The sequence below is a fragment of the Paraburkholderia sp. EG286B genome (assembly GCF_040965655.1).
Classification (GTDB): Bacteria; Pseudomonadota; Gammaproteobacteria; order Burkholderiales; family Burkholderiaceae; genus Paraburkholderia.
Genome location: NZ_JBFRCF010000010.1, coordinates 317,565 through 339,713 on the forward strand (window position 1 = coordinate 317,565; position 22,149 = coordinate 339,713).

Sequence of the window (22,149 nt, forward strand, 5' to 3'; positions counted from 1 at the left end):
ACCTTTATTTGGGTCGTCAGGCGAGGGCGTCGGTGGGTTGCGTCGCGCGTGCTTGCGCTTGCGCCGATGCGCGGCTTGCGGCGAGACGCGCGGCGTCGTCGCCGAGGTCCCACCAGAGTCCGGCCATCACGGCGAGCGCCTCGCGCGCGACGGAGCCGAGCAGGTGTTCGTTCGGCGCGTGCTGTGCGCAGGCCGGATACGAGTGCGGGACCCAGAGCGTCGGCAGGCCGAGCGTGTATGCGAATACGTCGTTCGGCACCGTGCCGCCGAGGTTCGGCAACAGCGCCGGCTTCTTGCCAGTCGATGCTCGCAGCGAATCGAGCGCCCAATGCACCCAGGCGTCGTCGGGGTCGAGCCGCGTCGCGGCGGACGTCTGCATGACGCGTACCTGCACGTCGTCAAAGCCAAGCCGCGCGAAGTGCGCTTCGAGATGCTCGCCTACACGCGCGGCGTCGGTGCCCACCACGAAGCGCAGCTGGCAGGTGGCCTTGGCCGTGGGCGGGATCGCGTTGACGGGCGCGTCGGGGTTGCCGCTCTTGAACGCGAGCACTTCGAGCGTGTTCCAGGCGATCACGCGCTCGGTGGGCGTGAGGCCTGGCTCGCCCCAGTCGGGATCGATCGCGGGGGCGTCTTCGTCGCCGCCGAGCACGATGTCGGCAAGCGCTTCGCGCACGCTCGCGGGCACGGGCGGCGGACGCAGCCCGTCCACGGCAATGGCGCCGCGCCGGTCGACGAGGCTCGCGATCGCGTGCGACAGCACGATGGCCGGATTGCGCAGCGCGCCGCCCCAGTTGCCCGAGTGATGCGCGCCACGGCGCAGATCGACGAGCAGTTCGAACGTCACGCCGCCGCGCGAGCCGAGGAACAGCGTGGGGCGTTCGGCCAGCACGCGCGGGCCGTCGGAGGCGATGAACACGTCCGCCGCGAGCGCGTCGCGATGGGCGGCGCACACGGCGTCGAGGCCCGGCGAGCCGATTTCCTCGCCGGTTTCGAAGATCAGCTTCACGTTGTAGCCGAGCTTGCCGCCGCGCGCGTCCAGCACCGCGGCGAGCGCGGCGAAGTTCACGGAATGCTGGCCCTTGTTGTCGGCGGTCCCGCGGCCATACCAGCGGTCGCCTTCCACGGTGACGCTCCAGGGCGCGAGACCCTCGCGCCACTGCTCGTCGTAGCCGCGCACGACGTCGCCGTGGCCGTAGGTCAGCACACCCGGAAGCGCGGGGTCTTCGATACGCTCGGCGATCAGAAACGGTGCGCGGGAGCCCGCGGGATTCTCGACCACGCGGCATGTGAAGCCGAGCGGCGTGAGCGAGGGCATCACCTCGTCGGCGAGATAGGCGACCAGCGCGCGGGCCTGCGCCGGATTCTGGCTCTCGGTGCGAAAGCCCACGCGGCGCTGGAGGTCGGTGAAGAACGCGCCGGAATCGTACACGCGCACGGCGCGGTCGATGGCGGTTTGTCGGGTCTCGTTCAAAAGGGCTCCTCTCGTGCCTGGGTGCGGGGAATGAAAGCAGTCTAGGAACGTCAAAAATTCGCAACAATTTCAAATTTTGCGGATAGCATTGCCGAAATGGCAACGCACCAGGCGCCCACTGGACGGAAAAACCGATGCTTCATGGAATCGCCTTGCGCTACTTCGTCGAGGTCGCGCGCACGGGGTCGCTGGCCGCGGCCTCCGAGAACCTGCACGTCGCCGTTTCGGCGATCAGCCGTCAGATCAGCAAGTTGGAGGAAGACGTGGGCACGGCGCTCTTCGAGCGCATGCCGCGGGGGATGGTGCTGACCGAATCGGGCGAGCGGCTGGCCGAGCATGCGCGGCGCGCGCTGCTGGAGGGCGACGCCGTGCTCGCCGAGATCGCTACGGCCAAGGCGCTCGGGCACGGCATTGTGCGAATCGGCTGCACGGAGGGCTTTACGCGCTCGTTCCTGCCCCACGTGCTCGCGCAGCATCACGCCGCCGCGCCGCACGTGCATTTCAATCTGCGCTCGGGCACGCCTTCGCAGGTCGAGCAGTGGGTGGCTACGGGCGAGGCGGACCTGGGGCTGGCGTTTTCGAGTGGAGACCCTGCGAAGGTCTACGTGCAGTACAGCGCACAGGCGCCGGTCTGCGCGCTGCTCGATCCGGGGCATCCGCTGGCGCAGCGCGACTCGCTCACGCTCGCGGACCTGCGCGACTATCCCGTCGCGCTGCTCGAGCGCGGCAACACGGCGCGCCAGCTATTCGACGAATGCTGCGCGCGGCACGGCATCAAGCTCGAGCCCATTCTCACCAGCAACAATTCGAGCGCCTTGCATGCGTTCGCCGCGCTGGCGGGTGCGATCACGCTCGGCAGCCGGCTCTCGCTTTCGGGCCTCGCGGACGATCTTTCGCTGCTGGCGAAACGCTTCGACGAACCGACGCTCAACCAGCGCAACCTGTGTGTGATGACGATGCGAGACCGGCGGCTTTCGCGCCCCATCGAGGGGGTGCTGGTGGCGCTGATCGCCGCGATCGAACGCGCGTTGTGATGTGACGGCGCGTCAGCGTTTGCCGGCGCGCCCCGTCATGCGTCCCAGGATGTCCACGCGCTGCACCAGTTGATGGTAAATCACCGCAAGCACGTGCCCGGCGATCAGTGCGTACGTCAGGTACGCCAGCCAATAGTGGATCTTCGAGCCGAGATGGCCGAGCGCCTTGTCGACCGGCACGACGGCAGGCACCTGATACAGCCAGAACCAGTTCACCGGATGGCCGCCGCCATACGAGTTGATATATCCACTGATCGGCATGGCGAAGAGAATCAGATACAGCAAGCCATGACCGATATGCGCGAGCTTCTGCTCGAACGCCGGAATGCGTTGCGGCAGCGGCGGCGCATTGCCCGCAAGCCGTGTCACCACGCGGATCAGCGTGAGCAACAGGACAGTCAGGCCAATCGATTTGTGAAAATTCACCCAACTGCCGTGCGACGGGTCATGACGGTCCATCGTCGTCATGTACCACGCCACCGGGATCACCACGAACATGCATAGCGCGGTCAGCCAATGCAGCACGCGCAGTGTCAAGCCGTAGGTGGGACGCGCGAACGACAACGCAGAAATGGAGTGTGGGCTTCGGGACATGGTAAAGGCCTTTTCGCGGTCGAATTGACCAAGCCTGCCACAAAAACGGCTGTGCGGAACATCCTCGGCCGATGCCGTTTTGTTAGCTCCGGTTACAACGGCTGTCACCAAAATGACATTGGATGATAAGTCAACGATAATTCTTCAATGGATTTCCCTTATCTAGCTGTCGGCTTACCTGCCGATAACTGCGGAATGTGATCCGGTCCGTCTGCTTCGACTTGGCCGTAAGTTGCATTGTCAATCAGGAGTCGGGAATTCCATGTCCAGCAATTTCGCAGAAGCCCCGTTTGGCGCGGCGTACGCCCCGGCCAATGCCGCTCGCCGGGGAGCGGCCGTCGAAAGCCCGCTCATGAACGCGCGCAAACGAGCCGACAGGGCTTGCGCGCTGGTCAACTGGATTCTTCTGGCGGCCGCCTTGGGGATAGGCTGGCATTTCGACGCGCTCACGCCCGTGCTCGTCGTCGGATTGCCGCTCGCGCTCGTGTCCACGCTGCTCGCACTTGCCCTGCCTGGGCACAAGTTCACCAGGATGGGTTCCGCGCTCACCTTCATGGGCGGCGCGGCCCTATTGATCGACGTGGGCGGCGGGCAGGACGAGTTTCACTTCGTCGTATTCATCCTGCTCTCGCTGCTGCTCGCCTATCGCGACGTGCAGGTCGTGCTGCTCGCTACCGGCTTCATCTCCGTCCAGCAACTCGCGTTCAACTATTTGCAGGCGTGGGGCTGGCCGGTCCGGGTCTTTTCGCAAACGGGCTTCGACGTCGTGGCGCAGCACTGGGCGTTCCTCTGGCTGCAAACCTTGTTCATCGCGGCGATTTCCGCGCGCCAGGAGCGCGATGCGAACGTTGCGGGTGAACTCGCGGCCATGTCGGAGGGGATCGGCCAGGCTTCGGGCTACATCACGCTGAGCGAGCAGGCGAGCCGGCCCGCGAGCGATGTGGCCGGCGCCTTCCACGCCACGCTTGCGGCCGTGCGCAAGACGCTGCTGCAGGTGCGCGACAGCGTGAGTGAAGTTTCGGAATCCGTAGCAGGAACTAGCGCGCGTAACGCTGTCCTTTCGGAGCGGACCGGGCAGCAGCGCCGCTCGCTCGAAAGCATGGTCGCGGCGATGGAGCAGCTCAAGCAAAGCGTGCACGAGAGCGTCGATCACGCAATGGCGGCCAGCGCGCTGGCGGGCTCGGCGAGCGAGGTCGCGACCCAGGGGCGCGGGGCGATCAAGGCAGTGATCGAGACGATGGGCGACATTTATCGCTCGTGCGAACGCATCACCGACATCATCGGCGTGATCGACGGCATCGCGTTCCAGACCAACATTCTCGCGCTCAACGCTTCGGTCGAGGCCGCGCGCGCGGGCGATCAGGGGCGCGGCTTCGGGGTGGTGGCGGAGGAGGTCCGCACGCTGGCCCAGCGCAGCGCCTCGGCGGCGAAGGAGATCCGGGCGCTGATCGGCGAGTCGGTCGAGCGCGCCCGCACGGGCAATGGTCTCGTCGAAAGCGCGGGCAACACGGTGGGCGAGGTGCTCGAAAGCGTCACGCGCCTGTCGGCCATCGTTCACGAAATGGCGACGGCCACCGGCGCGCAGCGCGCAGGCATCGACCAGATGGGCGAGAACATCGCCGGCATCGACGCGGCGATACGCGAGAACGCGGCGCATGTCGCCGACACGGTCGAGCAGGTCAGGCAGCAGCATCGCCAGACGGAGCTGCTCGCCAGCGCGGTCAAGGTGTTCAGGCTGGATTGAGGGGCATCACGACGCGTTTTCGGGGCGCGACCCCGAGGCAGACCATTTTGTTACACCTCTTACGGGGCTTGGCCTGTGGCGTTACAAAGCCCTTTCGCGTTGGCCGCTATACTCGGTTCCGTCTCAAAAACGTAAGAGAACAACTATGTCGAAGAAAATCATCCAGATGGTTGCCGTTGCCGCGCTGACTGCTGCGGCCTCGCTGCCGGCGCTCGCCGGCGATATGAACAACGCACTGGGTGGCGCGCTCGGCGGCGTCGCCGGCGCGGCTTTGGGCGGCGCCGTGGGCGGCAGCACCGGCGCGGTGATCGGCGGCGCGGTGGGCGGCGGCGCGGGTGGCGCGGTCACCTCGAACCGTCGCGAGCGCACGGGCGCCATCATCGGCGGCGCGCTCGGGGGTGGCGCTGGCACGGCGGCGGGCAACGCCATGGGCGGCCGCACGGGCGGCCTGATCGGCGCGGCCGTGGGCGGCGGCGCAGGCTCGGCGCTCGGCGGCAATGTCTCGCGTTCGAACTCGTATGCCGACGACTATTCGCGCGGCTATCACGGCAAGCACCACAAGCACCGTCACTACGACTAAGCACGGTTTGCCGGGCGCAACGGCAGCGCGCCGCTGCGCCTCGTCATTTCGCGCCGCCGCATCCGGCGGCGCTCGCCGGGCCGTTCTGGCCCGCGCGTAACTTCCTCCCTGCTTGAGTTAGACCTCATCCGGGTGTCGGATCGCGGCGGCTTCGCGCTGCTTGATTCGGTATGCCAGGCGATTTCACCGGTATCGGTGAACCTCAATCCTGCCGCGCTTTGCGTCGCCATGAGCCGTGTGGCAGCTCCTTGTCGCGCTCTGCCGCGGTGAGCGCGACAAGGAGCTGCGTGTGGTTCAGTGGAATGCAATAGGCCGGTTTCGCGCGCTCGAAACGCCAGCTATCGGCAAGCGAACCCGCGTCGAGCACGTCGAAATCGAGCTGTGTGTGCAGCGCGGCCACGAGCGCCTTCGCCGCTTCGTCGTCTGCGGCGACGGGTAGCGCGCGCCGTCCGCCTTCGACAGCCGGACGCTCTTCGCGCGGCAGGTCGTACGCAAGAATCGCGCTGAAGGCCTTGACCACCCGTGCGCCATCCAGTTGCCGCGCAACGCGCTCGCTCGTCGCCTCGCGGTGTTCGTCGAACGCCGCAATGGCGCCGTCGCGCGCCGGATAGTAATTCATGGTGTCGATGACGACCTTGCCGGCGAGCGTTTTGACCGGTATCTCGCCGAGCGCGGCCAGCGGCAGTGCCGCGATCACGATCTCTCCGAACGCCGCGGCTTGCTCCAGCGAGCCGATCCTGCAGCCCAGCGCCGCCGCCTCTGCCGCGCGCGCCTTCGGATCGCGCGACGAGAGCATCACCTCATGCCCCGCCTGCGCGAGCAGTTTGCCCAGTGTCGAGCCGATCTCGCCCGCGCCGAGAATGCCGACAGCCAATCGATGTTCGTTCATGGGAAGCCCCGTGGTTTGCAATGGAGACTCCAGCGTAGCGCCGAAACTCCCATGCGATAATCCGCCATCCAGGTGAAAGACTCGAAACGGTGGATTTCCAATCGTGGACAAATTGACCAGCATGACCGTGTTCGTGAAGACCGCCGAATCCGGTTCGTTCACGGCGGCGGCACGCATGCTCGCGATGACGCCGCAGATGGCGGGCAAGCATGTCGACGCGCTGGAAAAGACGCTAGGCGTGCGCCTGCTGCAGCGCTCGACGCGCAAGCACGCGCTTACGGAGGCCGGCCGCGCTTACTTCGAAGCCTGCCGCCGCGTGCTCGAAGAGGCGGTCGCCGCCGAGGCCGTCGCACTCGCGCAGACCGCCCACCCGCAAGGCACGCTGCGCGTGACGGCGCCCGTCTCGTTCGGCGCATTCCGGCTCGCACATGAAATCAAGGCGTTTCTCGCGGATTGCCCCGACGTGAAGGTCGATCTCGTGCTGAGCGACCGGCAGTTCGACCTCTTGCAAGACGGTTTCGATGTCGCGTTTCGCATCGGCGTGCTGCCCGACTCGCAACTGGTCGCGCGGCCGCTCGCGCCCTATCGGCTCGTGCCGTGCGCCGCGCCGGCCTATCTCGCCGCACACGGAGCGCCGGCGCACCCGCGCGAACTCGCGCAGCACGTGTGCCTCGATTACGCGTTCGACAGCTTTCCGGCGCCCCAGACGTGGATCTTCAAGGACGGCGACACGCAGATCGAAGTCGAGCCGCGCGGCCAGCTGCGCAGCAACGACACCCGCGCGCTGATCGCGGCGGCGGAGGCGGGAGTGGGAATCGTGCTGGCGGGCGAGCCGAACCTCGCGCCGTCGGTGGCGGCGGGGCGGCTCGTGCCGCTGCTCGAGGCGTATGCCGCGCCGGTGCGGCCCATGCATCTGCTTTACGCGGATCGCCGCGCGCAGGCCCCCAAGCAGCGCGCGTTCGTGGCGTGGGCGCTGGCGTGCTTTGGCGAAGGCGGCAGCGTCACCGGCGCGCGGGCGCCGGCGTCGCTGCGTGTTCGTCGTTCGGCGCGCAAGCCGCGCGCGCCACGCAAGTAGCGTGATTAGCTCTCGCTGCGGAAGACGCCATTGAGCGTCGCGCCGGGGGCCGCCCCTTCGAAACCGTCGAAACGCCCTTCATTGAGCCGTTGCGCCGCGTGCATGAAAGCGCCCCACGCGGTGCGGGCGAGCGCGCCGCCCACGCTCACGCGGCGCACGCCGAGCGCGGCGAGATCGTCGAGCGTGAAGGCCGACTTCGCGCCGATCAGCACGTTCACGGGCTTCGGCGCGACAGCGGTGACGACGGCCACGATCTGCTCGCGTGTCTGGATGCCGGGCGCATAGAGGCAATCCGCGCCCGCCTGCGCGTACGCCTGCAAGCGCGCGATGGCGTCGTCGAGGTTGGGCACGCCCGCCACGAAGTTCTCCGCGCGGCCAACTAGCACGGTGTCGCCGCCGCGCGCGTCAATGGCGCGCCGCGCCGCCCGCATGCGTTCGGCGGCGACCTCGATCGGCAGCAGCGGCGCGGCGTCGTCGCCGGTCGAGTCTTCCACGGAAAGCCCGGCGACGCCGGTCTCGACGGCGAGGCCCACGCTTGCTTCGACGCCTTCGGGATCGGCGCCGAAGCCGCTTTCGAAGTCGGCGTTCACGGGCAGGTCGGTGGCCGCGACGATCTCGCGCAGGTGCGCGAGGATCGCGTCGCGCGGCAGGCTGTTGTCGGCGTGGCCGCGCGACCAGGCGAACCCGGAACTGGTGGTCGCGAGCGCCTTGAAGCCGAGGCTCTGGAGATAGCGCGCGCTGCCCACGTCCCACGGGTTCGGCAGCACGAAGCAACCGGCGGCGTGCAGCGCGCGAAACTCGGCGCGTTTCTCGGCAATCGTGCGGGCGGGTCCTGACATGGCAAGTTTCCTCCTGGCTCGTGGGTGGGCGGCGGGGCGTCTGCGCGGGCGTGCGCATCCTCTGGCGCCGGTCATCGATTGTGACCGAATTCCTGGATTCCCCAATCGAACGGCGCTCGCTTGCGCAGCGATTTCGCACGACGCTAAGGATAGCGAATTAAATGAACGCCTACGATGGCGATGACATGCAACCGCGCGAAACGAGGAAAAGAAGGGCGCAGCCGTTATGATATGCGTTCTTTTTATTTTGCCGCCCAGCCGCGATGTCCAAAACCAGCGCTCCGAAAGCCACGCCGCCCCGCATGTCCGATGTCGCCCGTCTCGCGGGCGTTTCGAAGATGACGGTGTCCCGCGTGATGGCGGGGCGCAGCGCGTCGGAGGCGACCCGCGAGCGCGTGCAGCGCGCCATCGACGAACTGGGCTACGTGGCCGACGCGGCGGCCGGCGCGCTTTCCTCGGGGCGCTCGTCGTTCGTCGCGGTGCTCGTGCCGTCGCTTTCCAGCTCCAACTTCTCGGACACCGTGAGCGGCCTCACCGCCGTGCTCGAACCGCAAGGGCTCGAACTGCTGATCGGCGACACCGACTACTTCCTCGATCGCGAGGAGCGTCTCGTGCGCCAGATGCTGCGCCACCAGCCGCGCTGCATCGCGCTCACGGGCGCGCAGCATACGGACGCCACGCGCACGCTGCTGCAGCGCTCGGGCGTACCGGTCGTCGAGATGTGGGACCTGCCGACGGAGCCGATCGACATGGCCGTGGGCTTTTCCAACGTGAGCGCCGCGCGCGAGATGGTGCGCTATCTCGCGGACAAGGGCCATCGCCGCATCGGCTTTCTTGGCGGCGCGGGCGACCTGGACCGGCGCGGCCTCGACCGCCTCAAGGGCTTTCAGATGGAGATGAAGGCGCTCGCGCTCGAAAGGCACCGCGTCGTGCAGCTCGGCGACTCGCCGGTCACGATGAGCCACGGCGCGCCCGCCATGGCCGAGCTGCTCGAACGCTGGCCCGACACCCAGGCCGTGATGTGCGTGAGCGACATGTCGGCGTTCGGCGCGATCATGGAGTGCCAGCGGCGCGGCCTCAGCGTGCCCCGCGATATGGCGGTTGCCGGCTTCGGCAACTTCGAGATCGCGGCGTGCTGCCATCCGGCGATCACCACGATCTCGGTCGATGCCTACGGCATTGGCCAGCGCACCGGCGAGGCGATCATCGCCGCCCTCGCGGCAGCGGACGGCGCGAGCGCGTCGCATCCCGTGAAGACACGCATTCAGTACACCGTCATGCCGCGCGAGAGCGCTTGAGCACGCGACGCGAGTGTGCACCAGCGCTCGCGTCGTCAAAGCCCCTTGGCGATACGCTGCGCCATCTCGACCACCGCGATGGCGAGCCGCTTCTCGCGGCGTGCGTCCAGCCGCTCCAGCGGCAGGCTCGCGCTGACCGCCACACGCTTGCCGAGCGCCGTCACGCCGACGAACGCCGCGAAGCACGCGATACCCGCCGTCACTTCTTCCCGCTCGTGCGCGAGGCCGGAGCGGCGTATCGCGGCGAGCGCCGCTATGAGGTCCTGCTTGCGCGTGATGGTGTTGGCCGTCACAGCGGGAAGCTGGCGCGGCAGGATGGCGTTGACCTCATCGTCGGTAAGGCTGGCGAGCAGCGCCTTGCCCAGCGCGCTGCAGTGCGCGGGCAGCCGCGAGCCGAGATCGGAGACGAGACGCACGGGCCGCGCGGGGTCCTCGCGCGCGAGATACACGACCTCTGCGCCGTCCAGCACCGCGAGCTGAACCACTTCGTTATGCGTCGCGACGAATACGGTCGCCTCCTGGCGGAACACTTCCTGGAGCCGATCGTGCCGCACGTAGGCGCTGCCCAGCTCGAACAACGTGAGGCCGACGATATAGCCGTCGGCGCGCTTTTCGATCCAGCGCCGGCGCTCGAGCGAGTCGAGCATCAGATAGAGCGTGCTGCGCGAGAGGCCGGTGGCCTGTGCGATTGCCGCCGCACGCATCGGGCCTTGAGCGTGTGCGAGCACGTCGAGAATGTCGTGTATGCGCCGTAGCGCCGGGACTTCGTAGGGTGAGGACATGGAGCTGCGCGCCGGGTTTGCCGGCAAAAGATCATCCAACAGGCTGGAAATACTAACACCACGTTGGATACGCGCTGGCGCGCATCGACATTTCTCAGCGGCAGCGTTCCTTGGTATCGTTGCACACACGCATCAACGGGAACGGTTTGAACGCCACGGCGCGCAGCGCGCCGTATGTTCGGGAGAGTCGCGCAAGATGAAGTATTCGAATCTGGTCGAGCGGTTGCAGGGCCGTCGCACGACGGCATGGGAGATCCATCACGCAGCGGTGCAGGCCGCGGCGCGTGGCGAGGACGTGATCGTGCTGAGCGTGGGCGACCCCGACTTCGGCACGCCTGCGCCCATCGTCGAGCGCGCCGTGGCCGCGCTGCGTGAAGGCGATACGCACTACTCGGCCATCATGGGCCGCGAGCCGCTGCGCGAGGCGATCGCGCGCGAGCATGCGCAGCTAAGCGGGCGCGCGGTCGGCGCGCAGAACGTGATTCTCTGCGCGGGCGCGCAGAACGGCTTGTTCGCATCGTCGCTCTGTTTGCTCGAGGCCGGCGACGAAGTGCTCGTGCCCGAGCCGATGTACCTGACCTACGAGGCCGCGATCCGCGCGTCGGGCGCGACGCTCGTGCCGGTGCCCGTCGATCCCGGGAACGGTTTTCATCTCGACTGCGACGCGCTCGATGCTGCTGTCACGCCGCGCACGCGCGCGATCTTCTTCGCGACGCCGTGCAACCCCACCGGCGCGGTGATGCCGCGCGCGCACCTCGAACGCGTCGCGCGGCTGGCGAAGCGGCACGACCTGTGGGTACTCTCCGACGAGGTCTATGCCGACCTCACGTTCGAGCGCGAGCACGTGAGCATCGCCGCGCTCGACGGCATGGCGAAGCGCACGGTCACGCTCGGCAGCCTCTCGAAGTCGCATGCCATGCCGGGCTGGCGCCTGGGCTGGGTGATCGCGCCGGAAACGATGATCGCGCATCTGGCGCGGCTCGCGCTCTGCATGCTCTACGGGTTGCCCGGTTTCATCCAGGAGGCGGCGATCACGGCGCTCGACAACCGCGCGCAGATCGTCGCTGAAATGCGCGAGATCTATCGCCGCCGGCGCGACATCGTCTACGAGCGGCTGGCGGGCGTGCCGGGGCTCAAGTGCCTGTTACCGGAAGCGGGCATGTTCATGATGATCGACATCCGCGGCACGGGCCTCGACACGCACGCGTTCACCTGGCAGCTGTTCGAGGCGCAGAAGGTTTCCGTGCTCGACGCGAGCGCGTTCGGCGAGACCGCAAACGGCTATGTGCGGCTGGGTTTCGTCGTGGACGAAGCGAGGCTCGTCGAGGCCTGCGAGCGGATCGCGGCGTTCGCACGGGAGGGCGCCGCAGCCGCGACGCGCTAGCGGGTCTCGAAGTAGAGGCGCGTGGGCTCGAACAGATCGGCGGGCAAGGCATCCCGTGTGAACCACGCCCACCGCGCGCACTTGTCGGGCTCCGCGACGACGGGCGTGCCCGGCGCGGCGGCCTCGACGAACAGCGTCACATGACGCACGCGGCCGGCTTCGAGCCAGCCGCTGGCCCAGCCGGCGGCTTGCGCCTCGATCATTTCCAGACCGGTTTCCTCGCGCAGCTCGCGCGCGGCCGCGGTTAGCGGATCCTCACCGGGGTCGACCTTGCCCCCGGGGAACGCCCACGTATCGTGTCCCCATGTGCTTTTGCGCAGGCCGAGCAGCCACGCATCGCCGTTACGGACGACGACGCCCACGCCGAGCACGGTGACGGGCGCGTTCATGTCATCGGTCATGCCGTGTCGATGTTGATCTGGAATCCGAATCATGGGTGAAGCCGGTCGCGTGCTGCACGCCGTTCTGCTTTTGCGGGGCGCGCAGCAAACGCGCGCAGGCTCAGCGTTCGCCGTCGAAGAGATCGTTGAGCATCTCGTCGAAGGCGGCCTGGGCGTCTTCCAGTTCCTGGAGCGCCATGTCGAAGGTCTGCAGCGCGAACTGCGACGGCTTGCCATCGCCTTCCGGCGGAAACTGCGACTGCAGCGAGGTGAACGCCGACTTGACGCGCTGGGTCGCGGTCAGGACGCGCTCCATGGCGGCGGCTTCTTCGGCTCGTGCCTGTTCTGGGGTCATCGAAAGCTCCGTTGTTACGTGAATGGGGTTGGGTGTGTTCAGGGCAGGGGCAGTCCGCCCTCGGCCTTCACTTCGCGCAGCGACAGCGCCGATTCGACCGAGGTGACACCGGGCAAGCTGCGCAGCTGGTCGCGCATGAAGGTGCCATAGTCGTCGAGATCGCGGGCCACCACCTGCAAAATATAGTCCGCCGTGCCGGCTACGTTGTGGCACGACAGAATGCGCTCGATCGCCAGCACCTCGCGCTCGAAGCGGTCGGCGAGCGCGCGGTCGTGCACGGCGAAGCGCACCGAGACGAATCCCACCACGCCATAGCCGAGCGCGCGGCGCGAGAGCACGGCCCGGTAACGCTCGATATAGCCGTCCTGCTCGAGGCGCTTGAGGCGCCGCGCGCACGGCGTTTCGCTCAGGCCCACCGTTTCGGCGAGCCGTGCATTCGGCATGCGCCCGTCGGTTTGCAGCGCGCCGAGGATCGCACGGTCGAGTTTGTCGAGGTCGCTCATGGCGGTTAGGGGAGTTCTGGTGCGGATTCGGAAATATTAGCGCATTCCGCCAATCATCGGCTAAAGTGGTATGAAAATCGCCAGAAATCGCTCTGCATGTAGCGGCAAGATAGAGCCTCTTTCACGCGAGGCCAACATGATTTCCGCCCACCTGCTGTTGATGTTCATTGTCGCCCTGATTATCGTCTGCGCGCTGCCCGGCGCCGACATGGCGCTCGTGATGCAGACCAGCATGAGCCGCGGCACGCGCAGCGGCTTCGCGGCGGCCTGCGGCCTGGGACTCGCGCGCGCGACCCACGTGACGCTGTCGGCCTGCGGTCTCGCGGCCTTGCTGCGCAACGCGCCGTGGCTGTACGAAGTCGTGCGCTATGTGGGGGCGGCGTATCTCACGTGGATCGCCGTGCAGATCTTCCGTGCGCCGGCGTTCGCGATGCCCGAGCAGGAGGGCGTGACCATCGCGCGGCCGCGCCGCGCCGATTTCGCCAAGGGCCTGCTCACGAACCTGCTGAACCCGAAGGCGCTGTTGTTCTGCTCGGTGCTGCTGCCGCAGTTCATCCGGCCCGAGGCGGGCTCGGTCTGGCTGCAGGTATCCGTGCTGGGCGTGCTGCTGGTTGCCATATGCGCGCTCTTCGACGTGATCTACGTGCTGGGCGCGGCGCGCATCGCCGTGTGGCTGCGCGGCAATCCGCTCGCGCAGACGGTCCAGAAATGGGCGTTTTCGTCCGCGCTGATCGGCTTCGCGCTGCGGCTCTCGCTCGATTGACGCCGCCGCCGGGAAAGACGGTTGCGAGAAGGCGTGCGGCGCGCAAGGCGCCGCACGCTTTTTTATTGCTCGCGTTTAGCGGCTCGCGTTAGCGCCCGCCAAGGTAGTCGAGCTTGCCCAGCTCGACGCCGTTGTGACGCAGGATGTCGTAGGCCGTGGTGACATGGAAGAAAAAGTTGGGCAGCACGAAGCCCAGCAGATAGCTCTGGCCCGTGAACTCGATCGGGCCGCTGCGCATCTTGAGCGTAATGCTGCGCGCTTCCGTGCCGTCGATCTGCTCCGGCTTGAACCCGTTCAGATAGTCGATGGTCTTCTGGATACGGGCGTGCAATTCGTCGAAGGTGACTTCGACGTCGTCGAATTTCGGGGCTTCCACACCGGCGAGGCGCGCCGCGCAGCCCTTTGCGGTGTCGGTGGCGATGTGGATCTGACGCATGAGCGGCAGCATGTCGGGGAAGAGCCGCGCGCCCGTCAGCACGGAGGGGTCGATCTGCTTTTCCGCCGCATGCGCCTGCGCCTTGCCGATGATGTTTTGCAGATTGGTGAGGCCGCGCACGAGCACGGGCACCGATGCTTGATACATGGAAATGGACATGGGGTTTCCTCGTTTCTTCGAATGCGCGCGATGCACTCCGCTTTGGAGCTGACCGGGCGGCCCATTATGCGCTATCGCGTCGCGCGCTGCCATCGGCCAAATGGCCAGCATGAGCGCGACGATCAGGCCTCTCGCCAGGCGCATCAATTACCTGGGATTACAGAGCAAAAATTCCTTGTGAAACCTTGAGGTTGCGAGCGCTTGCGGCGAGCGAGTGACGCGCGGCGCGCGATACGCGCGACTGCATGCCTGCGGCCCGATGTGCGCAATTGCCCTGACAATATTTGATTGTGGTTTAATAGCCCGGCACCAACCATCCATTCCGCATCGTGCTGCACGATGCGCTCAACCATGAACGCAGAAAAGGCAGCAATACGCCGCATCGCGCGCCGCATGGCAGAAGGCATTGTTTGTCGCACTGGCGCGCCGCGGTGGCGCGCGCGAGTGGTGCGCGTTTCGCTGCTGGCGCTCGCTGCAGGCAGCGCGGCGCAGGCCGCATCCGCGCAAGATCCACGGCTACTCGATACACGCGTCACGCAGGAGTCGGTGACGGACACGATCTGTCGTCCGGGCTACGCCGATACCGTGGCGCCGCCGTTCGACGAGACCATGGCGCTGAAGGACCGCATGCTCGCGGCGCGCGGCATCGACGCCGACGACGGCGTGGGCTACGCGCTCGATCGGCACGTGCCGATCGTCCTCGGCGGGTCGCCGGACGCCAGAGCCAACTTCGACCTCATCCCATGGGGCGGCCACGCCGGCGAGCGCCGCAAGTCGCTGCTCACGGTGCGCCTGAAGCGCTGCGTGTGCGCAGGGCGCATGACGCTGGCCCAGGCGCAGGCCGCGATCAGCGGCAACTGGGTGCACCAGTACGATCGCCTCACCCGCATGGACTGCGGCGGGTCGGCCGACGAGACGACCTCGGCGAGCCGCGACGACGGGTCCTGACGCGCCGTTTCGCGCGCACCTTTGCTGCCTCGGGCACGCCGATTGCGGCCCGGATCACATATGCGCAGCAGGCAGTCGGGCGGCCATCGGTTAGCCATCTGCCGCCAGACAATATGCCGCAGCGCACTGCTCAGCAAATGCGACTATGCTGACATTCATCAACAACAGGGAGTCACAACAATGCTTACGTCCAGCCTTTTATTGCTTGGCGTCGCTGCCGTGCTCGGCCAGGTGGCGTGGACCCGTGCTCGCGCTCGTGCGAGCCTTCAGCCCGTGCGCGTACGCGCGACGCAACCCCGCCGGTTCCGCTAAACGCAGCACGCCGGGTCCGAATATCCCGCGAGGTAGGCCGTCATGCACCTGACTGTCTGGAATGTTCCCGAAACCTGCAGCGAGCAGGATGTGCGCAGCTTTTTCGAGCGCGAACTCGGCAAGTACGCCAAGGGCATCACCGTTTATGACGCGGGCACGCCCAACGCGCACGCGGACCTCGAACTCGATTCCGAAGTGCCCTATGTGGCCGACGCCGTGGCGCGCGAACTTCAATCCCGTCGCCTCGCAGGCGTTGCGCTGAGGGTGAGCGCGCCTCCGTTCGAAGACGAAGAGCCGCCGCAACGCGGCTGAGCCGTTCGCGCCGCGCTTCAGCGGCCGTCGTCGGCGGTGTCGTACGGGGTATAGGGCAGCGCCCGCTTGTGGCGCGTCGACTCGTAAAAGCGAAAGATCGTCTCGTAGGCGCGTTCGCTCACCGGTTTGCCTTCCAGAAAGTCGTCGATCTCGTCATAGCCGATCCCGTAGGCGTCCTCGTCAGGGTGCAGCGGGCGCAACGTTTCCAGATCCGCAGTGGGCGTCTTCTCCACCAGCGTGGCCGGAGCGCCCAGCGCCCGCGCAAGCGCGCGCACGCGCCGCTTGTTCAGGCCCGCGAGCGGCAGCACGTCGGCGCCGCCGTCGCCGAACTTCGTGAAAAAGCCCATTAGCGATTCCGCCGCGTGATCCGTGCCGATCACCAGTCCCGCTCGCGCACCGGCCACCGCGTATTGCGCGATCATCCGCTCGCGCGCCTTGATGTTGCCCTGAACCTTGTCCTGCACGCTCTCGTCGGCGAAGGCGAGACCGCTCGCCGTGAGCGAGGCGAGCATCGCGTCGGCGGCGGGGCGCATGTCGACAGTCAGGATGTCGTCCGCGGCGATGAAGGCGAGCGCGGCGGCGGCGTCCGCTTCGTCGCGCTGGCTGCCGTAGGGCAGACGCATCGCGATGAAACGTGCCGCCGTCTGGCCCTGCGTGCGCAGGCTTTCCACGCTCAGTTGCGCGAGGCGCCCTGCCGTCGCGGAGTCGATGCCGCCGCTGATACCCAGCACGAACGTGGGCAGCCCGCTCGCCTGGAGGCGCTGCCCGAGAAAGCGCACGCGCCGCTCGATTTCGGCGTGTGCGTCGAAATGCCCGGCGACGTTCAGTTCCGCGATGATGCGGTGCTGGCGGGCGAGGCGGACGGTTTCGGGGTTGGCGTCCGATTGGGTGGGCATGGGCGGTTCCTCAAATTGGCTGCGCACGCGACATATGCGCGCAGTCTGCGTTGTCTGGTCTAATGTCGGGTGGTCGTGGCGCTGTCAGCGACGCCGCACGGCACGGCGCCCGACGTATCCGACTTCAGACAAGACGCACAATCGGCCGGACTCACGATGAATGACAATTTTTCGCGGCGCATGGGCGCTCGCGTACGCGGTGGCGTCCGGGGCGACGCCCCGAAACTTCCCCATCATAGAACGCGGTGGCCGGGCGCGCCGGCGCGCCGCGCAATAGCGATCGCACTCTGCAGCTGGTTTTGCGCTTCGTGGGCGGCTCGCGCCGCTTACGCTTCCGACGCCGTGACGGCTTCCGGCGCGCACGTTGCCTCAGGTGCCGTGCGCAGCGCGCCGGCGCAGGCGGCGTCGAAGCCGGCCGCTCCGGGCGCCTCGGCTGCTGCGGGCGCCTCGGCCGCCCGGCCGGTTGCCAAAGCGGCCTCGGCGGCCCCGGCGGCTTCAGTGGCATCCGCTGCTTCCATGCCCGCACCGGCTTCAGCGGCTTCCGGCGCTTCGAGTGCGTCTGCCGCTTCGTCGGCTCAGCCGGCTTCCGCGGCCTCGGCCGCGGAAGCCGCCTCCGCGCCTCCCGCGCTCGTGCTGCCGATTCACCGGATGCTCACGCCGGAGGAGGCCGCCGAAGAAACCCGCGGCGCGCTCGAAATGCGCAAGCGCTTCGCGCGCGACGTCAACCGGCGCCTGCATGTGCCGCTGGCCGAGCAGCGCGCCTACGGCCAGCGCCTGCAGGCTGCGCTCGATGAGAAGAACCTCGGCGCGCTGGCGGGCGAGTTCGTCATCCTCGTCGATCGCAGCGCGAACGTGCAGGCGCTCTTCATCTACTTCCGCGCGATGCCCGACGAGCCGTGGCTCATGATCGGCGCGTCGCCGGTCGCGACGGGACGCCCCGGCGAGTACGACCACTTCCTCACGCCGCTCGGCGTGTTCGAGCACACGCCGCTGAACATGGACTTCCGCGCGGAAGGCACCATGAACCAGAACAACATTCGCGGTTATGGCCGGCGCGACATGCGCATCTACGATTTCGGCTGGGTGGACGGCGAACGCGGCTGGGGCAAGGGCGGCTATTCGCAGATGCGCTTCCAGATGCACGCCACCGACCCCGACCGCCTCGAGCCGCTGCTCGGCATCCGCCACTCGAAGGGCTGCGTGCGGATTCCGGCGACGCTCAACGCGTTCATCGACCACTACGGCATCATCGACGCCGAATACCAGGCGCTGGTCGATGCGGGCAAGTCGCTCTGGGTGCTCCACTCGGACCGCGAGATCACGCCGTGGGCGGGCCGCTTCGTCGTGGTGGTCGATTCGGAGCGCAAGACGCGCCCGGCGTGGTCGCCCGCACCCGGCGGCAAGGCGCGCGCCAAGGTGCCGGCCGGCGCCGACACCGCGGACTGAGCGCGCAAACCGGCGAGGGCGCGCCAGCGGATGCGCCGGCGCTACGCCCGCCGCGCGAGCAGCACGCCCGCGAGCGCGACGCCGAAGCCCGCCATCTGCACGGGCGTGAGCGTTTCGCCGAACAGCAGCCAGCTTTCGAGCGCCGCGAGCGGCGGCGCGAGAAAGAGCAGCGCCGTGGCGCGGGCGGCGTCGCCGTGGCGCACCATCCAGACGAGCAGCGTCACGCCCACGCCCGAGAGCATCGCGATGCCCCACGCCAGCGAGAACCACAGGGTCGGCGTGGCGATCCAGCGCGTCTCGCCGAGCACGAGCGCGAGTACGGCGGCGACGATGGCCGCGCCCAGGTTTTGCACGGCGCTCGCGCTGCGAATGTCGGCTTGCGCGAGCGAAGTCTTCTGGTAAAGCGTGCCCGCCGTGATCGATCCGACCGATACCACCGCAACCACCACCACGAGCAGCGGGCTCGCGTGAGCGTGCGTGGGCGTGGTAGCGGCAGCGGCGTCCGCAATCGCGCCGCCGCCGGCGTGCATGGCGGCGTACAACTTCGGGCTCAGCACGAGCACGACGCCGGCAAGGCCGAGCGACATGCCCGACCAGCGCCGCGGCGGCAGGCGCTCGCCGAACATGCGCGCCGCGACTGCAGCCGTCAGGAGCGGCTGGAGGGCGCCGAGGAGCGCCATCACGCCCGCGCTCAAGCCTTGCGCGACCGCCCAGTAGCCCGCGCCCAGATAGACGCCCTGCAGGAGCGCGCCGGCGAAGAGGTGCTTGCCGATTTCGCGTCCGCGCGGCCAGGGCGCGCGCATCGCCAGCGCGACGATCGTGAACAGCGCCGCAGTGCCTGCGAAGCGCGCGAGCAGGAAAAGGTTGGGATCGGCGTAGGGCGCAATGGCGCGCGCGACGACGAAACCCGTCGACCACAGGAAGACGAAAACGGTGGGTGCGAAGGTGGCGAGCATCGGTGTCGAAGAGGGCGCGCTGACGCTGCGCGCGGAGGAACACGAAAGGCTCGAAGTATCGCGCGACGCGCAGGTGGCGGTCTTGTTCAGGACTGCACTGGCCACGACGTGTGCCGCTCGATGATTTGAACGCAACTAACCGCCCAGCCCGTGCCGCGCCAGCCAATGCAGACATCGCGAGGCCGGAAACGCTAACCGCGGCTAGCTTGCAAACAACACCGCCGTCACGCCGATCAAGCCGCCGCAGACCGCGCAGGCGAGCAGCAGCGCGCGCGTGCGCCGATGCTCGCGGCGCCAGGCGTCGAGCAAGGCGGCCTGCTGCGCGGCCTGTCCCGCGGCGGGACCGTGTCCGCCCTTCGCGTGATGCTCGAGGAAGCGGAACACCATCTGCGGCACGCGCGGGGCGATTTGCGCGAGATGAGGCAACTCTTGCGAGAGCCGCCGGATCCAGCCGTGGTGGCCGAGATCCTGCCGCGCGATGTCGGCGAGCGTGTGCCGGGCGATGCCCCATGCGTCGACGCCCGGATGAATCGTGCGGGCCAGCTGCTCGGCCTGGCCGAACGCGCGCTGCGCCGCCACGAGGCGCGGCGAGACTTCGCCCCCGAACGGCTGCACCGAGTGCAGCAGATGATGGAATAGCGCCCCCGCGCTGCGCTCGTCGGTGTCGCTCGCGAAATGCGCTTCGCTGCGCGTGCGCAACTCGGCCTCGATCTGCTCGGTGCGTGCATGCGTGGGCACATGACCCGCCACGTGATGGAGCGTGGCGAGCCGCCCGTAGTCCTGTTCGAACAACGCGGTCGCGCCGTGCACGAAGAATTCGCGTTCAGGCGAAGAAAGGCTCGTCATCAGCGCCGCGCCCGCGAGCACGAGGCGGCCGCGCGTCTCGGGTTCGACGCTCACCGCGACCCGGCTGGCGTCGAGGGCCGCATGGAAGAACCCGTGCTCGAACGCCTGGCGCGTGACCACTTCGATCAGATGGGCCGCCACCTGCGTGACGTTGATGTGGTGCTCGGCAAGCCCGGCGATATCGGTCGCGCGCACGGTGTCGATGTGCTGCACCGCGATCGTCTGAGGGGTGCAGAGGTCCCAGATCACGTCGGGCACGACGATGCGCGGGTCATCGCCGAGCTGATGGCCGCTCTGGCTCAGGTTCGCGGCCTGGGCGCGCAGGTCGAAGCGGCGGTTCAGGTCGTCGCGCAGCGCCTGCGCGAGCGCGTGCAACTGCAGCTTGCGAGCGGCGCGCGAAAAGCGCTCTATCCAGCGGGCCACGGCGCACAGGAGCGCGGCGTCGTCGTCGACTTCCTGAACCTGTTTGGCGCGCAGCACGCGCAGTGTGATCGTCTGATGGCCGTTCACCGGCAGCGCGAGCCGCGCGATGTGCGTCTGCTCGCACCAGCCGTTATGGGCCGGCTTGGGGTCGATCCACGTGAACACCGTCTCGGGCGGCTTGCCGAGTGCGGCGCGCAGCGTGGTGTCGAGCGCCTCGCCCGCGAGGGGCTCTTCGAAATGCTCGATGGCGTCGATCGCGTCGTGCAAGGTCGCGCCCGCGAGTTCGGGGCGTGTGGCGAGCGTTTGAGCGAAGGCCGCGGCAAGCGGCGCGAGGCGCGGCAGCGAACCGTGCAGGCGCGAGGCGAGCCGCGGGTCGCCGTGCAGATTCGAGGCGAGCGTGAGGAACCAGTGCAGCTTGTGATGCTCGGGCGCGGCGAGCCAGATCAGCCTGAAGCCATAACGCAGTGCACAAAACAGCAGGCGCAATTGACGAAGTCGTGAACGCATGAATTCCAATGTTCGGCGAAGCGAGCGTCGCGTGAGCGCGCGGTCTCCACGAGATTAGCAGGGATGCGCACGCGATGGCAGGGCAGGCTCGTTCAGCGCATGCGTACTACAATACGGCGGCTTTTCCGGATTCACGCCGGATTCACTTCCTTACCCGCATTTTTTTCACGCACGACCCGCACCCATCGAGATGCTCGCAGAACAACGTCACCAATACATCCTCTCGCAAGTGAACCGGACGGGCGCGCTTTCCGTGGCGGATCTCGTGCGCGAACTACGCGTCTCGCGCGAGACGATCCGGCGCGACCTCAATACGCTCGCGGAGCGCGGGCTGCTCGTCACGACCCACGGCGGCGCGCTCTCGAGCGACCGCCGCGAGCCCGATCTCGACGTGCGCGAAGCCGCCAACGCGAGCGCCAAGCGCGCAATCGGCGAACGTGCGGCGGAGTTCGTGCCCGACGGCGCCTCGGTCATCATCGATTCGGGCAGCACCACGCATGCGCTCGCGCGCGCGCTCACGGATCGCCATCGGCTCACGGTCTATACCAACGACTGGCGCATCGCGCTGTTGCTCGGCCGCCGCAACGAAAACCGCGTCACGCTGCTGGGCGGCGAGCTGTCCGACCACGAGGAAGCGACCTTCGGCCTCGACACCGTGCAGCAACTCGCCCAGTACCATGCCGATTTCGCGTTCGTCGGCGCGGGCGGCATCACCACCGACGGCTGGCTCACCGACTACTCGCGCATGGTCGCCGAGGTGCGCAGCCGCATGCTCGCGGCCACGGCCTGCGCGATCGTCGTCGCCGATCATTCGAAGTTCGGGCGCGTCACGCCCGTGCGCATCAACGGCTTCGAGCAGGCGCGCTACGTCATCACCGAGCTTGCGCCCGAAAAAAGCATCGCGCGCGCGATTACGGCGCGCGGGCCCGAACTCGTCATCGCCTGAGTCTTCCTGCGGCGCGGCGTGGCGCGCGCTGCGCTCGCCCGTCTACACGTCTGCATGGCTGCCGTCGACACCTTGCCGGCGGAATCAGCACGCATATGTGGCTTGTCGAATATTGGCGAATTGTGGAATTTTTTGACAAACGCCACAATCGTCATGCGCGTGTCATCAAAACCTGTGATTCTTGCGGGGCCCGTCCAGATGGGCCGGTCAGCGAGGCGAGCGGCAATTCCGCGGCTTCGCCGGGCCGGCCGGGTCAGGTGGAAAGTGGCAG

23 protein-coding genes are annotated in these 22,149 nt (G+C 67.7%); 11 read left to right on the forward strand and 12 right to left on the reverse strand.

The features are described from left to right. Nucleotides 1-16: 16 nt before the first annotated feature. A complete protein-coding gene (locus AB4Y42_RS23405) occupies nt 17-1,471 on the reverse strand; it encodes a M20 family metallopeptidase (protein ID WP_368695476.1) in 1,455 nt (484 codons plus the stop codon). A gap of 134 nt (nt 1,472-1,605) precedes the next feature. Here AB4Y42_RS23405 and AB4Y42_RS23410 point away from each other — a divergent pair, with 134 nt between their 5' ends. After that, nucleotides 1,606-2,505 carry a LysR family transcriptional regulator gene (locus AB4Y42_RS23410; RefSeq protein ID WP_368695477.1) on the forward strand — a complete coding sequence of 300 codons (900 nt, stop codon included), beginning with the start codon at nt 1,606-1,608 and terminating at the stop codon, nt 2,503-2,505. Between the two features lie 12 nt (nt 2,506-2,517). Here AB4Y42_RS23410 and AB4Y42_RS23415 read toward each other — a convergent pair whose 3' ends face one another. After that, a complete protein-coding gene (locus AB4Y42_RS23415; RefSeq protein WP_368688445.1) occupies nt 2,518-3,099 on the reverse strand; it encodes a cytochrome b in 582 nt (193 codons plus the stop codon). A gap of 262 nt (nt 3,100-3,361) precedes the next feature. Between AB4Y42_RS23415 and AB4Y42_RS23420 the strand changes: the two genes are divergently transcribed. Next, nucleotides 3,362-4,843, forward strand: a complete 1,482-nt coding sequence (locus AB4Y42_RS23420) for a methyl-accepting chemotaxis protein (protein WP_368695478.1) — start codon at nt 3,362-3,364, stop codon at nt 4,841-4,843. 145 nt (nt 4,844-4,988) lie between these two features. Next, nucleotides 4,989-5,423 carry a hypothetical protein gene (locus AB4Y42_RS23425; RefSeq protein WP_069261799.1) on the forward strand — a complete coding sequence of 145 codons (435 nt, stop codon included), beginning with the start codon at nt 4,989-4,991 and terminating at the stop codon, nt 5,421-5,423. A 202-nt stretch (nt 5,424-5,625) separates the two neighbouring features. On the opposite strand, the gene AB4Y42_RS23430 is transcribed toward AB4Y42_RS23425, so the two are convergent. Next, nucleotides 5,626-6,312 (reverse strand): NADPH-dependent F420 reductase, encoded by a 687-nt coding sequence (locus AB4Y42_RS23430; protein WP_368688443.1) that lies wholly within the window; start codon nt 6,310-6,312, stop codon nt 5,626-5,628. Between the two features lie 103 nt (nt 6,313-6,415). On the opposite strand from AB4Y42_RS23430, the gene AB4Y42_RS23435 reads away from it, so the two are divergent. Further along, the gene (locus AB4Y42_RS23435) at nt 6,416-7,387 is read left to right on the forward strand and encodes a LysR family transcriptional regulator (RefSeq protein WP_368695479.1); all 972 of its coding nucleotides are present in this window, start codon (nt 6,416-6,418) and stop codon (nt 7,385-7,387) included. A gap of 5 nt (nt 7,388-7,392) precedes the next feature. On the opposite strand, the gene AB4Y42_RS23440 is transcribed toward AB4Y42_RS23435, so the two are convergent. Continuing rightward, nucleotides 7,393-8,226, reverse strand: a complete 834-nt coding sequence (locus AB4Y42_RS23440) for an oxaloacetate decarboxylase (protein ID WP_368695480.1) — start codon at nt 8,224-8,226, stop codon at nt 7,393-7,395. 302 nt (nt 8,227-8,528) lie between these two features. Between AB4Y42_RS23440 and AB4Y42_RS23445 the strand changes: the two genes are divergently transcribed. Then, a complete protein-coding gene (locus AB4Y42_RS23445; RefSeq protein WP_368688440.1) occupies nt 8,529-9,524 on the forward strand; it encodes a LacI family DNA-binding transcriptional regulator in 996 nt (331 codons plus the stop codon). Nucleotides 9,525-9,559: 35 nt separating this feature from the next. On the opposite strand, the gene AB4Y42_RS23450 is transcribed toward AB4Y42_RS23445, so the two are convergent. Beyond that, a complete protein-coding gene (locus AB4Y42_RS23450; protein WP_368688439.1) occupies nt 9,560-10,306 on the reverse strand; it encodes an IclR family transcriptional regulator in 747 nt (248 codons plus the stop codon). 196 nt (nt 10,307-10,502) lie between these two features. Between AB4Y42_RS23450 and AB4Y42_RS23455 the strand changes: the two genes are divergently transcribed. Continuing rightward, nucleotides 10,503-11,690: a pyridoxal phosphate-dependent aminotransferase gene (locus tag AB4Y42_RS23455; RefSeq protein ID WP_368695481.1), complete on the forward strand. Its 1,188-nt coding sequence runs from the start codon at nt 10,503-10,505 to the stop codon at nt 11,688-11,690. On the opposite strand, the gene AB4Y42_RS23460 is transcribed toward AB4Y42_RS23455, so the two are convergent. From AB4Y42_RS23460 to AB4Y42_RS23470, 3 genes are all read right to left on the reverse strand, one after another. Further along, nucleotides 11,687-12,091: an NUDIX hydrolase gene (locus AB4Y42_RS23460; protein ID WP_368688437.1), complete on the reverse strand. Its 405-nt coding sequence runs from the start codon at nt 12,089-12,091 to the stop codon at nt 11,687-11,689. The genes AB4Y42_RS23455 and AB4Y42_RS23460 overlap by 4 nt on opposite strands. 100 nt (nt 12,092-12,191) lie before the next feature. Then, the gene (locus AB4Y42_RS23465; protein ID WP_069261806.1) at nt 12,192-12,425 is read right to left on the reverse strand and encodes a hypothetical protein; all 234 of its coding nucleotides are present in this window, start codon (nt 12,423-12,425) and stop codon (nt 12,192-12,194) included. 38 nt (nt 12,426-12,463) lie between these two features. Next, nucleotides 12,464-12,928 (reverse strand): Lrp/AsnC family transcriptional regulator, encoded by a 465-nt coding sequence (locus tag AB4Y42_RS23470; RefSeq protein WP_368688436.1) that lies wholly within the window; start codon nt 12,926-12,928, stop codon nt 12,464-12,466. Nucleotides 12,929-13,064: 136 nt separating this feature from the next. On the opposite strand from AB4Y42_RS23470, the gene AB4Y42_RS23475 reads away from it, so the two are divergent. Continuing rightward, nucleotides 13,065-13,691: a LysE family translocator gene (locus AB4Y42_RS23475; RefSeq protein WP_368688435.1), complete on the forward strand. Its 627-nt coding sequence runs from the start codon at nt 13,065-13,067 to the stop codon at nt 13,689-13,691. Nucleotides 13,692-13,779: 88 nt separating this feature from the next. On the opposite strand, the gene AB4Y42_RS23480 is transcribed toward AB4Y42_RS23475, so the two are convergent. Then, entirely contained in the window at nt 13,780-14,286 is a 507-nt protein-coding gene (locus tag AB4Y42_RS23480; RefSeq protein ID WP_342918887.1) for a DUF1993 domain-containing protein, read from the reverse strand. Nucleotides 14,287-14,679: 393 nt separating this feature from the next. Here AB4Y42_RS23480 and AB4Y42_RS23485 point away from each other — a divergent pair, with 393 nt between their 5' ends. Together AB4Y42_RS23485 and AB4Y42_RS23490 are read left to right on the forward strand one after the other, a co-directional pair. Next, a complete protein-coding gene (locus AB4Y42_RS23485; RefSeq protein ID WP_368695493.1) occupies nt 14,680-15,234 on the forward strand; it encodes a hypothetical protein in 555 nt (184 codons plus the stop codon). A gap of 354 nt (nt 15,235-15,588) precedes the next feature. Then, entirely contained in the window at nt 15,589-15,858 is a 270-nt protein-coding gene (locus tag AB4Y42_RS23490; RefSeq protein ID WP_368688434.1) for an RNA-binding protein, read from the forward strand. Between the two features lie 17 nt (nt 15,859-15,875). On the opposite strand, the gene nadE is transcribed toward AB4Y42_RS23490, so the two are convergent. Beyond that, nucleotides 15,876-16,754: an ammonia-dependent NAD(+) synthetase gene (gene nadE, locus AB4Y42_RS23495; RefSeq protein ID WP_368695482.1), complete on the reverse strand. Its 879-nt coding sequence runs from the start codon at nt 16,752-16,754 to the stop codon at nt 15,876-15,878. 273 nt (nt 16,755-17,027) lie between these two features. Between nadE and AB4Y42_RS23500 the strand changes: the two genes are divergently transcribed. Further along, nucleotides 17,028-18,200: a L,D-transpeptidase gene (locus tag AB4Y42_RS23500; protein WP_368695494.1), complete on the forward strand. Its 1,173-nt coding sequence runs from the start codon at nt 17,028-17,030 to the stop codon at nt 18,198-18,200. 41 nt (nt 18,201-18,241) lie between these two features. Here the strand turns inward: AB4Y42_RS23500 and AB4Y42_RS23505 are convergent, their stop codons facing one another. Together AB4Y42_RS23505 and AB4Y42_RS23510 are read right to left on the reverse strand one after the other, a co-directional pair. Further along, entirely contained in the window at nt 18,242-19,156 is a 915-nt protein-coding gene (locus AB4Y42_RS23505; protein WP_368695495.1) for a DMT family transporter, read from the reverse strand. A 201-nt stretch (nt 19,157-19,357) separates the two neighbouring features. Beyond that, a complete protein-coding gene (locus AB4Y42_RS23510) occupies nt 19,358-20,932 on the reverse strand; it encodes an ABC1 kinase family protein (RefSeq protein WP_368695483.1) in 1,575 nt (524 codons plus the stop codon). A gap of 190 nt (nt 20,933-21,122) precedes the next feature. Here AB4Y42_RS23510 and AB4Y42_RS23515 point away from each other — a divergent pair, with 190 nt between their 5' ends. Beyond that, nucleotides 21,123-21,878 carry a DeoR/GlpR family DNA-binding transcription regulator gene (locus tag AB4Y42_RS23515; RefSeq protein ID WP_342918881.1) on the forward strand — a complete coding sequence of 252 codons (756 nt, stop codon included), beginning with the start codon at nt 21,123-21,125 and terminating at the stop codon, nt 21,876-21,878. Nucleotides 21,879-22,149: the final 271 nt, after the last annotated feature.

Bases quoted from the DNA above. Each gene is read 5' to 3' on its own strand.
- AB4Y42_RS23425 (WP_069261799.1), top strand. From the start codon at position 4,989: ATGTCGAAGAAAATCATCCAGATGGTTGCCGTTGCCGCGCTGACTGCT.
- AB4Y42_RS23480 (WP_342918887.1), bottom strand. From the start codon at position 14,286: ATGTCCATTTCCATGTATCAAGCATCGGTGCCCGTGCTCGTGCGCGGC.
- AB4Y42_RS23440 (WP_368695480.1), bottom strand. From the start codon at position 8,226: ATGTCAGGACCCGCCCGCACGATTGCCGAGAAACGCGCCGAGTTTCGC.
- AB4Y42_RS23455 (WP_368695481.1), top strand. From the start codon at position 10,503: ATGAAGTATTCGAATCTGGTCGAGCGGTTGCAGGGCCGTCGCACGACG.
- AB4Y42_RS23445 (WP_368688440.1), top strand. From the start codon at position 8,529: ATGTCCGATGTCGCCCGTCTCGCGGGCGTTTCGAAGATGACGGTGTCC.
- AB4Y42_RS23475 (WP_368688435.1), top strand. From the start codon at position 13,065: ATGATTTCCGCCCACCTGCTGTTGATGTTCATTGTCGCCCTGATTATC.
- AB4Y42_RS23410 (WP_368695477.1), top strand. From the start codon at position 1,606: ATGCTTCATGGAATCGCCTTGCGCTACTTCGTCGAGGTCGCGCGCACG.
- nadE (WP_368695482.1), bottom strand. From the start codon at position 16,754: ATGCCCACCCAATCGGACGCCAACCCCGAAACCGTCCGCCTCGCCCGC.
- AB4Y42_RS23465 (WP_069261806.1), bottom strand. From the start codon at position 12,425: ATGACCCCAGAACAGGCACGAGCCGAAGAAGCCGCCGCCATGGAGCGC.
- AB4Y42_RS23485 (WP_368695493.1), top strand. From the start codon at position 14,680: ATGGCAGAAGGCATTGTTTGTCGCACTGGCGCGCCGCGGTGGCGCGCG.
- AB4Y42_RS23415 (WP_368688445.1), bottom strand. From the start codon at position 3,099: ATGTCCCGAAGCCCACACTCCATTTCTGCGTTGTCGTTCGCGCGTCCC.
- AB4Y42_RS23460 (WP_368688437.1), bottom strand. From the start codon at position 12,091: ATGACCGATGACATGAACGCGCCCGTCACCGTGCTCGGCGTGGGCGTC.
- AB4Y42_RS23490 (WP_368688434.1), top strand. From the start codon at position 15,589: ATGCACCTGACTGTCTGGAATGTTCCCGAAACCTGCAGCGAGCAGGAT.
- AB4Y42_RS23510 (WP_368695483.1), bottom strand. From the start codon at position 20,932: ATGCGTTCACGACTTCGTCAATTGCGCCTGCTGTTTTGTGCACTGCGT.
- AB4Y42_RS23420 (WP_368695478.1), top strand. From the start codon at position 3,362: ATGTCCAGCAATTTCGCAGAAGCCCCGTTTGGCGCGGCGTACGCCCCG.
- AB4Y42_RS23430 (WP_368688443.1), bottom strand. From the start codon at position 6,312: ATGAACGAACATCGATTGGCTGTCGGCATTCTCGGCGCGGGCGAGATC.
- AB4Y42_RS23470 (WP_368688436.1), bottom strand. From the start codon at position 12,928: ATGAGCGACCTCGACAAACTCGACCGTGCGATCCTCGGCGCGCTGCAA.
- AB4Y42_RS23450 (WP_368688439.1), bottom strand. From the start codon at position 10,306: ATGTCCTCACCCTACGAAGTCCCGGCGCTACGGCGCATACACGACATT.
- AB4Y42_RS23505 (WP_368695495.1), bottom strand. From the start codon at position 19,156: ATGCTCGCCACCTTCGCACCCACCGTTTTCGTCTTCCTGTGGTCGACG.
- AB4Y42_RS23515 (WP_342918881.1), top strand. From the start codon at position 21,123: ATGCTCGCAGAACAACGTCACCAATACATCCTCTCGCAAGTGAACCGG.